General features: G+C 61.1%; 14 protein-coding genes and 1 pseudogene. 11 read left to right on the top strand and 4 right to left on the bottom strand.

The window, feature by feature from the left end:
- Positions 1-131: 131 nt before the first annotated feature.
- Positions 132-1,274 carry a molecular chaperone DnaJ gene (gene dnaJ / locus GSP01_RS10795; RefSeq protein ID WP_141353444.1) on the top strand — a complete coding sequence of 381 codons (1,143 nt, stop codon included), beginning with the start codon at positions 132-134 and terminating at the stop codon, positions 1,272-1,274.
- Positions 1,275-1,348: 74 nt separating this feature from the next.
- Here the strand turns inward: dnaJ and aroE are convergent, their stop codons facing one another.
- Together aroE and GSP01_RS10785 are read right to left on the bottom strand one after the other, a co-directional pair.
- On the bottom strand, positions 1,349-2,203 hold the full coding sequence (gene aroE / locus GSP01_RS10790; protein ID WP_141353442.1) for a shikimate dehydrogenase: 855 nt from the start codon (positions 2,201-2,203) through the stop codon (positions 1,349-1,351).
- Positions 2,204-2,302: 99 nt separating this feature from the next.
- Complete coding sequence (locus GSP01_RS10785; RefSeq protein WP_141353440.1) at positions 2,303-2,755, bottom strand: RrF2 family transcriptional regulator; 453 nt, start codon at positions 2,753-2,755, stop codon at positions 2,303-2,305.
- Between the two features lie 80 nt (positions 2,756-2,835).
- Here GSP01_RS10785 and GSP01_RS10780 point away from each other — a divergent pair, with 80 nt between their 5' ends.
- On the top strand, positions 2,836-4,017 hold the full coding sequence (locus tag GSP01_RS10780; RefSeq protein ID WP_141353438.1) for a globin domain-containing protein: 1,182 nt from the start codon (positions 2,836-2,838) through the stop codon (positions 4,015-4,017).
- Positions 4,018-4,019: 2 nt separating this feature from the next.
- On the opposite strand, the gene GSP01_RS10775 is transcribed toward GSP01_RS10780, so the two are convergent.
- Positions 4,020-4,625, bottom strand: coding sequence for an FMN-dependent NADH-azoreductase (locus GSP01_RS10775; protein WP_141353437.1), 606 nt, complete (start codon positions 4,623-4,625; stop codon positions 4,020-4,022).
- A 91-nt stretch (positions 4,626-4,716) separates the two neighbouring features.
- On the opposite strand from GSP01_RS10775, the gene GSP01_RS10770 reads away from it, so the two are divergent.
- Together GSP01_RS10770 and dapB are read left to right on the top strand one after the other, a co-directional pair.
- The gene (locus GSP01_RS10770) at positions 4,717-5,154 is read left to right on the top strand and encodes a winged helix-turn-helix transcriptional regulator (RefSeq protein ID WP_228123904.1); all 438 of its coding nucleotides are present in this window, start codon (positions 4,717-4,719) and stop codon (positions 5,152-5,154) included.
- 25 nt (positions 5,155-5,179) lie between these two features.
- On the top strand, positions 5,180-5,926 hold the full coding sequence (dapB, locus tag GSP01_RS10765) for a 4-hydroxy-tetrahydrodipicolinate reductase (protein ID WP_141353435.1): 747 nt from the start codon (positions 5,180-5,182) through the stop codon (positions 5,924-5,926).
- Between the two features lie 64 nt (positions 5,927-5,990).
- Here dapB and GSP01_RS10760 read toward each other — a convergent pair whose 3' ends face one another.
- Positions 5,991-6,779 carry an SDR family NAD(P)-dependent oxidoreductase gene (locus GSP01_RS10760; RefSeq protein ID WP_141353433.1) on the bottom strand — a complete coding sequence of 263 codons (789 nt, stop codon included), beginning with the start codon at positions 6,777-6,779 and terminating at the stop codon, positions 5,991-5,993.
- Between the two features lie 302 nt (positions 6,780-7,081).
- On the opposite strand from GSP01_RS10760, the gene metK reads away from it, so the two are divergent.
- The 7 genes and pseudogenes from metK to GSP01_RS10725 all read left to right on the top strand — a co-directional run.
- Complete coding sequence (metK, locus tag GSP01_RS10755) at positions 7,082-8,266, top strand: methionine adenosyltransferase (RefSeq protein ID WP_141353431.1); 1,185 nt, start codon at positions 7,082-7,084, stop codon at positions 8,264-8,266.
- 15 nt (positions 8,267-8,281) lie between these two features.
- Positions 8,282-8,977 carry a tRNA (guanine(46)-N(7))-methyltransferase TrmB gene (gene trmB, locus GSP01_RS10750; RefSeq protein WP_141353430.1) on the top strand — a complete coding sequence of 232 codons (696 nt, stop codon included), beginning with the start codon at positions 8,282-8,284 and terminating at the stop codon, positions 8,975-8,977.
- A 54-nt stretch (positions 8,978-9,031) separates the two neighbouring features.
- A complete protein-coding gene (locus GSP01_RS10745) occupies positions 9,032-10,672 on the top strand; it encodes an electron transfer flavoprotein-ubiquinone oxidoreductase (RefSeq protein WP_141353428.1) in 1,641 nt (546 codons plus the stop codon).
- A gap of 105 nt (positions 10,673-10,777) precedes the next feature.
- Positions 10,778-11,527 carry an electron transfer flavoprotein subunit beta/FixA family protein gene (locus GSP01_RS10740; protein WP_141353478.1) on the top strand — a complete coding sequence of 250 codons (750 nt, stop codon included), beginning with the start codon at positions 10,778-10,780 and terminating at the stop codon, positions 11,525-11,527.
- Positions 11,527-12,432: an FAD-binding protein gene (locus tag GSP01_RS10735; protein WP_141353426.1), complete on the top strand. Its 906-nt coding sequence runs from the start codon at positions 11,527-11,529 to the stop codon at positions 12,430-12,432. Before GSP01_RS10740 ends, GSP01_RS10735 begins: the two co-directional genes overlap by 1 nt.
- Before the next feature lie 128 nt (positions 12,433-12,560).
- Positions 12,561-12,890: pseudogene (gene lepB / locus GSP01_RS10730) on the top strand (signal peptidase I); the annotation flags it as partial.
- Between the two features lie 44 nt (positions 12,891-12,934).
- Positions 12,935-13,157 (top strand): transposase (locus tag GSP01_RS10725; protein ID WP_141353422.1); only part of this gene is annotated, 223 nt, incomplete at its 3' end.

The raw sequence follows: 13,157 nt of genomic DNA, 5'->3' as shown, positions 1-13,157 counted from the left end.
CGGATGGAGCGCGATGCTCCGTCCGGCCCTGTTTTCCGAGGGCGCCCGTTCCCGCAAGGGGGTGGGCGCCATTCTTGTTTTTCCGGCCCATAACAGGGACCGCCTTCCGGAACGCCCCCTAAGGACCGAACATGGCCATCAAAATCGACTATTACGAATCCCTTGAAGTCTCCCGCACGGCCTCGCCAGACGAGCTGAAAAAAGCCTTCCGCAAGCAGGCCATGCGCTACCATCCCGACCGCAATCCGGGTGATGACGCTGCCGAGCAGAAGTTCAAAGAAATCAACGAAGCCTATGACGTCCTGAAGGACGCGCAAAAACGTGCCGCCTATGACCAGTACGGCCATGATGCCTTCGAAGGTGGCATGGGCGGAATGGGTGGCGGCTTCGGCGGTGGTTTTGCCGGTGCGGGCGGTCTGGGAGACATCTTCGACCAGATGTTCGGAGACATGATGGGCGGTCGTCGGGGTGGTGGACGCCGGACCGGGGCGGATGTCCAGGTTCAGGTCGAAATCACGTTGATGGAAGCCTTCACGGGCGTGAAGAAGGATGTCGAAGTCCGCACCCGCGTGGCCTGCGAATCCTGTCACGGTTCGGGTTCGGCAGATCCGAAGGCTGGCAGCAGCACCTGCCCGACCTGTCATGGTGCGGGCAAAGTTCGTGCGCAGCAGGGCTTTTTCCTCGTCGAGCGTCCCTGCCCGACCTGTCATGGTTCAGGGCGGACCGTCGCCAACCCGTGCAAGGTCTGTCACGGTACGGGAACGCAGGCGAAGACCGAGACCATCAGCATCGACATCCCGGCCGGCGTCGAGGATGGCACCCGCATCCGCATGACGGGCAAGGGCGAAGCTGGTGGCGAAGGCGTTCAGCCGGGCGATCTGTATGTTCACGTCTCCGTCCTGTCGCATGATATTTTCCAGCGCGACGGCTCGAACATTTACTGCCGCGTTCCGCTGCGCATGACCCAGGCGGCTCTGGGCACGGAAGTAGAAGTACCCGTTGTAGATGGTGGGCGCAGCAAGGTCCGCATCCCCGCCGGAACCCAAACGGGCGAGACGTTCCGTCTGCGCGGCAAAGGTTTCTCGGTCCTGCGCTCCTCGGCCCGTGGGGACATGTATATTCAAGTCTCAGTCGAGACGCCGAGCCATCTGACGAAGCGCCAGCGCGAACTTCTTGAAGAATTCGAGAAGGAAGCCGGGGACGACCACGCCAAGGGCAGTCCGGAAAACAGTGGCTTCTTCGCCAAGGTCCGCGATTTCTTCGACGGCCGCTGATCTTTATCAGGCTCACGAAAAACCCCGCTGCCCTCTCCGAAGGCAGCGGGGTTTTTCTATGTCAGTTTTCCATATCAGGCAGCGTCAAAAATATCCTTCAGGGTCTTTTCCATCACCCCGGCATCCAGCGTTTTGCCCAGCCAATGCTCCACGCAGATCACACCCTGATTGACCAGCATGCCAAGCCCATCCAGCACGGTGCAGCCCTTGCCTTCCGCCTCGCGCAGTAGACGCGTTCTGGGCGGGTTCGGGATCACATCAGCAACGATCATATCTTTGCGTAGGGTCTCGATTTTCAAAGGCGGCATGGTTTCGGAATCGCCCAGACCGATCGAGGTCGCATTGATCAGGATGTCCACGTCTTCCGGCACGCTGGCATCACCGTCCCAGGCCTGAACATCCGCCTTGGCCGACGTGTTGTCCCTAACGAGGGCGGCGATGGTTTCGGCTTTCTTCGGATCGCGGTTCATGACGGTGATATGGGCAGCGGAGGCCAGCCCCAGTTCCACGGCGATAGCGCGCGCGGCCCCACCCGCCCCCAGAAGTAGAACCTTCTTGCCGGACGGGTCCGTGACCTCTTTGAGAGAAGCCAGAAAGCCCTTGCCGTCCGTATTGTCTCCGATCAGACGACCGTCGCGAATAGAGACGCAGTTCACAGCCCCGATGATCCGGGCAGATTCGGCCACTTCGTCGAGATACTCGAGCACCTTGACCTTGTGCGGCAGGGAACAGTTGAACCCGACCCATTCCATGGCTCGCGCGCCTGCCACAGCGTCTTTCAGAGCCTCGGCCTTGACGTCACAGTTGATATAGCGCGCATCGATATCGTGATGTTGGTAGGCCGCCTCGATCATGGCGACGGTCGGATTGTCGTCGCACGGCGTCGAGAACGATCCCGTCAGGATGCTGCGGAAATTCTGCTGGCTCATGAGAGGCTCCTCGGATCTATGCAGTCTTACGTTCACACGACATGACGCACGAGAGCACAGAAGGTCCACTCACATTCCGGAAATTCCCAATTTTCTGTCTTAGTCGTCGACGGGCGCAATCAGACCCAGAAGGGCCGCCTCACGCCCCGTCAGCAGATCGGCCAGCGTATAACCGTCCAGCACCGCCAGAAACGCGCCCAGCGCATCACCCAGCACACCACGCAATACGCAGACCGGAGAGAGAACGCAGGGTCGTCCATCCGTACTGCTGCGGCCTTCGCAGTCCACCAGCGCCATGTCGTCTTCGGTGAAGCGGACGACCGCGCCCACATTGATCTCCGCAGCCGGGCGGGCGAGTTCCAGCCCGCCGCCGCGCCCGCGGACGGTCGTGACGAAGCCGCCCTGCCCCAGACGGTGCACGACCTTCACCAGATGGTTTTCGGAAATACAGTAAGCCTGCGCGATCTCGCGGATGGAGACGCGTCGTGACGTGTGAACGCCAAGATGGATCAGCACGCGCAGGGCGTAATCGGTGTGCAGTGTCAGGCGCATGGCGACTCCTCTGCCAGATTGACAGGCACAGGTCACGTTTTTAAAGATGTATTTCAAATGCACCTTTAAGGGGACCGCTCATGTCCACTTCCGCCGACCGCAGCCTCACGCCTGAGACCATCGCCATCATCAAGGCGACCATCCCGGCACTCGAAGCCCATGGCGTGTCCATCACGTCCGAAATGTACCGCCGCCTGCTGGCCGATCCCGCGATTGCGGAAATGTTCGACCCCACGCACCAGTCCACAGGCACGCAGCCCCGGGCGCTCGCCATGGCCGTGCTGGCCTATGCGAAGAACATCGACAATCTGGGCGTGATGGGCGGGGCGGTCGAACGGATCGCGCAGAAACATGCCAGCCTCGAAATCCAGCCGGAGCATTACCCGCATGTCGCCACGGCCCTGCTCGGCGCGATTTCGGCTGTTCTGGGGGATGCCGCAACGCCGGAAATCCTTGACGCCTGGGGGAAGGCCTACTGGGCGCTCGCAGATATCCTGATCGGCCGTGAACATCAGCTTTACGACAGCAGCACCCATGCGGAAGGCGGTTGGACGGGCTGGCGTCCGTTCCGCATTGCCCGTGCCGTGCCGGAATGTGTGAATGTCATGTCACTCGAACTGGAACCTGTGGACGGCAAGCCGCTCATCAGCGCTGTTCCGGGTCAGTATCTGGGTGTTGATCTGGACATTCCGGGCCATGGCCGAACACGCCGCAATTACAGCATTACCTCCAGCCCCAACCGTGCAGGCTATCGCATCAGCGTGCGTCATGTGCCGAACGGAATTGTCTCAGGCTGGCTGAACAGCACCGCCTGTGTCGGCACGGAGCTTCTGCTTTCACCGCCTGCGGGTAATTTCGTCCTACAGGAAAAAATCGAGGGACCGCTGGGCTTCATCTGCGCCGGGATCGGCATCACACCCATGATCGGAATGCTGGAAACATTGGCCGGACCTGACGTCACGACGCCTGTTCATGTCGTACAGATTGCCCATTCCTCCGAAACCGCGCCCTTCATGGCGCGTCTGGCGGAACTGTCTCACAACACGGCAGGGCGCATTCAGGTCGTGACGCGCCTGACTTCGGAAAACGGACACCCGACTGCCGCCTGGGTCGCAGAGCAGCTGCCGAATGGCGTCTCGGCCTATCTGTGCGGGCCGACAGGCTTCATGCGCGACATGGTGCAGGGCCTGCCGGGCGCCGGAGTTCCGTCCAATCGCCTGCGTTACGAGACGTTTGGACCGGATACCGGGGTAACGGACTGACTTTAAAGCGCGCTGGCCTTCTGTTCCGCGTCCGACAGGATGCGAGCACGGTCAGCACCACCATTGGTGGCAAGACCTTCGGCTTCAAGCACGGTGATGTCCGTAATGCCGATCATAGTGAAGACAGACTTCAGGTAGCTGAGTTGATGCTCGAAGGAGGCTGCGGGCGAACCTTCGCCATAGAGACCACCACGGGCTACGGCGAGCACGACCTTCTTGCCCTGGGCGAGACCTTCGATCCCGTTTGCGCCGTAGCGGAAAGTCTGGCCCGCGACCATGATACGGTCGATCCAGGATTTGAGCTGGCTGGGAATCGACAGATTGTACATCGGCACGCCAATGACGACGATGTCTGCCGCCTTGAAATCATTCAGTGCCTTTGCGCCGGCGAGCAGTTCGGGGCGGCCCGACACATCCGGCGTCAGCTCCTTGCCGAGCCATGACAGAGCTTCAACATCAAGATGCGGCAGCGGATCGCTGGCGAGATCGAGGGAGATGACCTCGACGGACGGGTTTTTCTTGCGGAACTGGGCGACAGCAGCGGCACTGACCTGACGGCTGGCGGAGCTGTCACCGAGAATGCTGGAATCGATGTGAAGAAGTTTCATTTTGATCTTTCCGGTTCCTGATCGTAACCAGCACCAGATAAAGAACCTTTGAACCCCGCCGCAAGAAGGCACATTCCGGAGCCATAGGCACATGGATGTTCGCGTCAGTGACACCGTTTCTCCCCTCAAGCCGTCCGCAGGGCCGAATACGGCACCTCTGGACTGCTCGCAGAACGAGGATGCCTGTGCCGTTATCCGCTCCATCCTTGCGCGCACAACGGACAAGTGGAGTATCCTGATCGTCAAATCGCTCGGACGCGGGCCGCACCGTTTCAGCGAACTACGCCGTGCGATCGACGGGATTTCGCAACGCATGCTGACGCTCACCCTGCGCAATCTGGAACGTGACGGCCTCGTCCTGCGGACCGTCACTCCGACGACTCCCCCGCGCGTGGACTATGAACTCACGACACTCGGGGAATCGCTCTGGACTCTGACGGAGGCCTTCGGTCAGTGGGCGCTGTCGAACCGTCCCGAGATCGAGGCGGCTCGCGCCCGCTTTGACGCCCGGCTTGACGCCGATCTCTGATCTTTTCGCACGCAAGGCCCACATTATGACCCAGATTTTCGCCCCCCGTATTGGTATTGCCGGCATCACGGGCCGACTTGGCACCTTTTGCGCCGAGGAAGCCGGAAACGCCCTCGCAGGCGGCCTGTCTCGCACAGCAGATGCCTCGCGCAACATCACGACCGACCCGGCCACGCTCGCGAAAAGCTGTGATGTAGTGATCGATGTCAGTCATGCTTCGACGGTCCCGGCCCACGCGACAGCCTTTGCGCAGGCCGGATGCGCGTGGGTTCTGGGAACGACCGGCCTCGATCAGGGCGCGCTGGATGCCGTGAACGCGGCAGCGCAGCATATTCCCGTCCTTCAGGCCGCCAATTTCTCACCTGCACTAACGCTGTTTCTGGAACTGGCTCGGCAGCTTGGCGCAGGACTGCCTGATTATGATGCAGAAATTCTCGAGGTTCATCATCGTCAGAAGCTGGACGCGCCATCCGGCACGGCACTGGCGATCGGAAAGGCCGTGGCGGAGGGGCGTAGAGTCGCGCTCGAAGACGTGGCCCGGACCGACCAGAACGGTCTGCGCCCGGACGGGGCGATCGGATTCGCGTCCCTGCGCGGCGGGCAGATCGTGGGCGAACATGACCTTGTCCTGATGGCGGCGGACGAACAGATCACCCTGTCCCACCGCGCACTGGACCGCAGGGTCTTCGCTAGAGGCGCCCTGCTCGCCGCAAAATGGCTCGCCGGACGCCCCGCAGGCCTCTACACAATGGCAGACGCGCTCAAACCCTGAACCTCAAACAGGGTGCAGGGATCAAGATCCCTGCCGGGCCCGGGCAGAGCCCGGACTCCCCCGATCAACCACCAGCGATCGGCAGATTCACACCCGTCATAAAGCTGGAATCATCCCCCAGCAGAAACGCCACCACACCAGGGATTTCGTTGATATCGCCATAGCGACGCATCGGCACGCTGCCGATCATCTGCTCGGCGACGATTTTGGGGTCGGTGGAGAAATACTGGCTTCCCACCTTGGCCTGAAGCTCGACCTGACGCTCCCACATGAAGCCGGGGCCCATGTAGCCGGGGCTGATGGCGTTCACGCGGATATTGTAGGGCGCAAGATCCAGCGCCGCCGTTTCGGTCAGGGCGATGATGGCCCCCTTGGACGCGCCATAAGCGGCCATGTTCGGCGGCCCCTTCACGCCCGCCATGCTGGCGGTGTTCACCACACGACCGTAATTCTGCGCGATCATGTGCCGCACGACAGCCTTGAGGACGTGAAATGCGCCGGTGACATTGATCGTCAGCACACGCGCAAAATCTTCGGACGGGTAATCCTGCACAGGCGCGAATGCGCCCTGATAACCAGCATTGTTGAACAGGAAATCGATTCTGCCAAAGTCCCGGACCACGGTGTCCACAGTCCCGGTCACGGCGTTTTCGGACGTAACGTCACAGATATAGGAGCGGGCTTCGACTCCCTTTTCCCGGACGGCGGCTTCTGCCTTTTCCAAAGCTTCGCGGTTCATGTCCAGCAGAGCAATGGCCGTCCCTTCCCCGGCCAGACGGAGGGCGGTCGCAAGACCGATATTGCCACCTGCGCCGGTGACCAGACAAACTTTACCGCTAAACTGATTCGACATTGCGAATGCCTCAAATTCCCTGTTTGCCCACAACCGTGCCCCTGACAGGCCATGCCGGTTACGGAGCTATAAACTCAGCATGAACGGTGTCGTTGAAAAATGAAACGGGGGCCTGCGCTCTCTTTTTTGTAATTTCAGGCTAATTTTCGGGACTTTTCCGCAGAAAACCGCGTTCAGACCTCACACGGCCCCTTGACCCTTGCGCCCAATTCCGCCAAGCCGTCCCCTCCCTGAATGCCACAGACCGCCTGCCAAGGCACACTGTGGCCCTTCTCACCACTCATTCCCTGCGAGGTCCCTGAGTGCGCAATCACGGCGATTTCCTTTTCACATCCGAGTCCGTTTCCGAAGGCCATCCCGACAAGGTGGCGGACCGCATTTCCGATACCGTTCTGGACGCCTATCTGCAGGCCGATCCGGAAGCGCGTGTTGCCTGTGAGACGCTGGTCACCACCAACCGCGTCGTCCTGGCCGGTGAAGTCCGCGGCCCCAAAGAGGTCGAGGACACGCTGATCGACCGCGCCCGTGAAGCCATCAAGGACATCGGCTACGACCAAGAAGGTTTCTCCTGGAAGAAAGCCGACATCACATCTTACCTGCACGCACAGTCCGCCGACATCGCTCAGGGCGTCGACAGTGCCGGTGACAAGGACGAAGGTGCTGGCGATCAGGGCATCATGTTCGGCTACGCCACGCGCGAGACCGAACACCTGATGCCTGCGCCGCTGTTTTATGCGCAGACGATCCTCGAGCGCATCCGCGACTACCGCAAGAGCGGCGACGCCCGCGGCGTCGGCCTTCTGCCGGATGCCAAGAGCCAGGTCACGCTGCGTTATGTCGACGGCAAGCCCGTTGGCGTCACGTCTGTCGTGATCTCCACGCAGCATGTCGAAGGCATGAGCCAGAACACGATCCGCGAAACCCTGCGCGACGTGGTCAACGGCATCCTTCCCGAAGGCTGGAACTGCCCGGAAGACGAGTTCTATGTGAACCCGACCGGCAACTTCGTCATCGGTGGGCCGGACGGCGACGCCGGCCTGACGGGCCGCAAGATCATCGTCGACACCTATGGTGGCGCAGCTCCGCATGGTGGTGGCGCATTCTCCGGCAAAGACCCCACGAAGGTGGACCGTTCGGCAGCCTATGCCGCACGTTATCTTGCCAAGAACGTCGTAGCCGCAGGCCTTGCCGACCGCTGCACGATCCAGCTCAGCTACGCCATCGGCGTGTCCAAGCCGCTCTCGGTCTATGTTGACCTCGACGGTACGGGCAAGGATGTGGACGAAGCCCGTCTGGGTGCGATCCTCAACGAGGTTGTGGACCTGTCCCCGCGCGGCATCCGCAAGCATCTGCGCCTGAACCGCCCGATCTATGTTCCGACTTCCGCTTACGGCCATTTCGGTCGTGCGCCGGATCCGGTTCTGGACAACTTCACCTGGGAGCAGACCGATCTGGTCACCACGCTGCGTGGCGCCCTGAACCGGTAATCTGGCAGAAAAACCCTGGTCGAGTCTCTCAAACCCCAGCCGGAGCGGCTTTACGGCCGTCAACGCGGCCATCCGCTCCGGGCACGGCAGCAGCATCTTCTCGAGAAGGCGCTGCCCCGGCTTTCCTTCACCTCACCGGAGAATCCCGCTGCGGGATTCTCCGATGCGGTTTCGCGCGTTTTTCTCGAAATCGGTTTTGGCGGCGGCGAACATGCCATCGGCCAGTCCGAACTGAACCCGGATGTCGGTTATATCGCCTCCGAGGTCTTCGAGAATGGCCTGTGCTCCCTGCTTTCGCGGCTCGTCCCCGAAGGTGAGGAAGACTCGGCCACGCCGCCTCCCCATTTCCGTATCTGGGCCGAAGATGCCCGCCTGCTGCTCAAGGACATGCCTGACGCATGTCTGGACCGGGCGTATCTAATGTTCCCAGACCCGTGGCCCAAGGCCCGGCACGCCAAGCGCCGCTTTGTGCATCCGGAAAACATCAAGCAGATGCACCGCGTTCTGAAACCCGGCGCAATCTGGCGCGTCGCCAGTGACCATCCCGTCTATCAGGAGTGGGTCATGGACGTGATGAGCAAGCAGGATCTGTTCGATGCGCCGCCCCCGGCCAAGGAACGTCCCGAAGGCTGGTCGCCCACACGCTATGAGGCCAAGGCCTTCCGCGAGGGACGCGTGCCATTCTACTGGACCTTCACGCGCCGCCCCTGAAACCCATGCCAAGCCCCTCTGGCCCAGTAGTTATTCAGCGAGTTTCCTGACATCATGACCCAAATCGAACGCGAAGAAATGGAATTCGATGTCGTGGTGGTCGGTGGCGGTCCCGCCGGTCTGTCCGCCGCGATCCGCCTGAAACAGCTAATGCCGGATGCAGGCGTCTGCCTGATCGAAAAGGGCAGCGAGATCGGCGCCCATATCGTCTCGGGCGCCGTCATCGAGCCGCGCACGCTCGACGAGCTTCTGCCGAACTGGCGCGATCTGGACGCCCCCCTGCGGACGCAGGTGACGGAAGAGCGGATGCTGTTCCTCACCGAAACGCGCTCCTTCGCCGTTCCGTATCTGGACCGCGTGATGCCGCAGATGGCCAATCACGGGAACTACGTCGTCTCGCTTGGTGAGGTCTGCCGCTGGCTCGGTGAGCAGGCCGAGGCTCTGGGCGTAGAAATCTATCCGGGTTTCTCGGGGGCGGAACTCTTCATCGAGAATGACCGTGTGGCCGGTGTGATTACGGGCGATATGGGCATCGAACGCAACGGCGAACACGGGCCGAACTTCACGCTCGGCATGATCCTGCGCGCGAGGCAGACCATCCTGACCGAAGGCGCCCGCGGCTCCCTGACGGGCCACGCCATGAAGCGTTTCGGCCTGCGTAAGGGCGTCGATCCGCAAACCTATGGCCTCGGCGTCAAGGAAGTGTGGGAAATCCCGGCAGAAAAGCATCGCCCGGGCCTCGTGCAGCACAGTTTCGGCTGGCCGCTCGATGATCATACCTATGGCGGCGCCTGGTTGTATCATTTCGGGGAAAATCTGGTCAGCTTCGGCTTCGTGACCGGCCTCGATTACGCCAACACCTATCTGTCGCCCTTCGAGGAAATGCAGCGCACAAAGCTGCATCCGGCCTTCCGGGAGCATTTCGAGGGCGGCAAGCGCCTGATTTACGGCGCGCGTGCCCTGTCCGAAGGTGGATTTCAGTCCATCCCGCGCCTGACCTTCCCGGGCGGTGTGCTGGCAGGTGATTCCGCGGGCTTCCTGAACGTGCCCAAGATCAAGGGCACGCATACGGCCATGAAGTCCGGCATGATCGCGGCTGAAGCCGTGGCAGAGGCTCTGGAAAAGGACAAAAAGGAAGCCGCCAGCATGACGGCCCGCGTTCGCCAGTCCTGGCTGTGGTCCGAACTGCGCGACGTCCGCAACATTCGCCCGGCTTTCGCGAAGTGGGGCATGAAGCTTGGCGCGATCTATGCCGGAATCGATAGCATGATTCTGCGCGGCCGTGCGCCTTGGACACTGCATCATCCGCATGCTGACAACGAAACGCTGCGTCCGGCCTCGCTGTGCACAAAGATCGAGTATCCCAAACCGGACGGGAAGATCACCTTTGATCGCGTCAGCTCGGTCTTTCTGAGCGGAACAAACCACGAGGAAAACCAGCCGGTTCACCTCAAGCTCCGCAACGAGGCCATCTGGCGCACCGTCAATCATGACGTGTTCGATTCGCCGGAGAGCCGCTACTGCCCGGCCGGTGTGTATGAACAGGAACAGACGGGCGAAAACGCCTGGCAGCTCCGGATCAACGCCCAGAACTGCGTGCACTGCAAGACCTGCGACATCAAGGACCCGACACAGAATATCGACTGGTGCACGCCCGAAGGTGGCGGCGGTCCGAACTATCCGGTCGGGATGTAATTTTCTTCCCGCAAAAGGGCACGGCCAGAGCGGAATGTGACTTTTCCGGTCAGTCCCGCTACGGTGGCGCCCGTTTTGTGGCGGCGACAGCAGCGAAAGATGACGATGAAAGTTCTGGTCCCAGTCAAACGGGTGGTCGATTACAACGTCAAGGTACGTGTAGCGGCCGATGGCAGCGGTGTCGAAACGCAGGGCGTGAAAATGTCCATGAATCCGTTCGACGAAATCGCAGTCGAAGAAGCAGTGCGCCTTCGTGAAAAGGGTGCTGCCAAGGAAGTCGTGGTCGTGACCGTCGGCGCACAGGTTGCGCAGGATGTGCTGCGTACGGCCATGGCGATGGGTGCGGATCGCGCCATCCTCGTCCGCACGGACGACACGCTTGAGCCCCGCGCTGTAGCGAACGTGCTCAAGGCCATCGCCACGCGCGAAGAAGCCGGTCTGATCTGCATGGGCAAGCAGGCGATCGACGACGACATGAATGCTACGGGCCAGATCCTGGCCGCGAAGCTCGGCTGGCCGCAGGGTACATTCGCAAGCGCGGTAACGATTGCCGATGGACGCATCGAAGTCTCCCGCGAAATCGATGGCGGCACGGAAGTCGTGTCCCTCACGCTCCCGGCGGTGGTGACGGCGGATCTGCGCCTCAACGAGCCGCGCTATGCCTCCCTGCCGAACATTATGAAGGCGCGCAAGAAGCCGCTTGAAACGGTCGAAATCGACAGCCTCGGCGTCGATACGGCGTCGCGCCTGACGGTAGTCTCCGTGGCAGAACCGCTGGAGCGCAAGGAAGGCGTAAAGGTAAACAGCGCGGCCGAACTGGTCGAGAAGCTCAAGACAGAAGCGAAGGTGATCTGATGACCGCTCTTGTTCTGGTTGAAGTCGAAAACGGCGCGGTCCGTCAGGCTTCCCGTTCGGCTGTTGCCGCTGCCTCGCGCTTCGGTGCCGTCGATGCCATCGTTTTCGGCGCGGGTGCGGAAGCCGCTGCCGCCCTGCCGGGTGTGACGCGCCTCCTCAGCGTGCCGGGTCTGGTCAACGATCTGGCCGAGCCCGCCGCCGACCTGCTGGCTGCCCGCGCGAAAGACTACAGCCACATCGTGGCCGCAGCCTCCGCCACCGGTAAGAACATCCTGCCGCGTCTGGCGGGCCTTCTGGACGTGCAGCCCATCCCCGATGTGGTCGAGATCAAGGACGCCGACACGTTCGTCCGCCCCATCTATGCCGGTAACGCGCTGGCAACCGTCCGCTCCGCCGACAGCATCAAGGTGCTGACGGTCCGCGGCTCCAATTTCGATCCGGTTGCTGCCGAAGGTGGGTCCGCCACGGTTGAGACAATCGAAGCTCCGGCCAGCGGGAAGTCTGTTTTCGTAAAGGTCGAGCTTTCGGCATCCGATCGCCCGGAACTGGAATCTGCTCGCGTGGTGATTTCCGGCGGCAAGGGCCTGAAGGACGCTGCGAACTTCAAGCTGCTCGAACCCATCGCCAACAAGCTGAACGCCGCCATCGGCGCGTCCCGTGCGGCCGTGGATTCCGGTTTTGCTCCCAACGAAATGCAGGTCGGCCAGACCGGCAAGATCGTGGCGCCGGAACTCTACATCGCCGTCGGCCTGTCGGGTGCGATCCAGCATCTGGCTGGCATGAAAGACAGCCGCGTCATCGTGGCCATCAACACCGATCCGGAAGCGCCGATTTTCAAGGTCGCCGATTACGGCATCGTAGGTGACCTGTTCGAGGTCCTCCCGACGCTCGAAAAAGCACTGTAAGGCGCTCTTTCGCTGAAACGACAAAAAGGGGCGCCCCATGACGGGACGCCCCTTTTTTTCATGACAGGACCTGACACAGGTTTAACTGGCTCTGTGAGCCCCATGAGGCACTCTGTCGGGCACCCGCCAATTTGCATCAGACATGGATCAAGCGTGTCATCGGCCTTTCTGGAGACCGGATCGCGCTCGCCCACGGGCATGTCTTTCTGAACAGAACCGAATTGCCCTGGAAAGATCTGGGCGCCGCACATGAGGAAAACCACAAAGGCGTCTGGGTGCCTGTTGAACGCTATGAAGAAATCCTGCCTGGGAATATCCATCATGACATTCTCAAAATATCGCAGGACGGAGAACTGGATAACGTCGCGCCCTTCACAGTCCCGACGGATCATCTATTTGTTATGGACGACAACCAAGACAACTCCGCCGAATCTCGCGATAGGCTCAGGCCCCATTGATTTGATTACGAAAATCTGATTCAGGCTCTGCGAGGAGGCTGAAGATGAGCGATCTGTTTTGGCTGACGAACGAACAGATGGATCGTCTGCGGCCCTTTTTTCCAAAGAGCCACGGCAGACCCCGCGTTGATGACCGTCGCGTGTTGAGCGGCATCATTTTCGTAAACCGTAATGGCTTGCGCTGGCGGGATGCGCCTCGGAAATACGGTCCATATAAGACGTTGTACAACCGCTGGAAGCGCTGGGGTTCCATAGGAATCTTCGCCC

The organism is Gluconobacter sphaericus NBRC 12467 (assembly GCF_006539125.1).
GTDB lineage: Bacteria > Pseudomonadota > Alphaproteobacteria > Acetobacterales > Acetobacteraceae > Gluconobacter > Gluconobacter sphaericus.
Note: the sequence above shows the minus strand (reverse complement) of the source record. Positions and strands in the feature narration are given on the sequence as shown.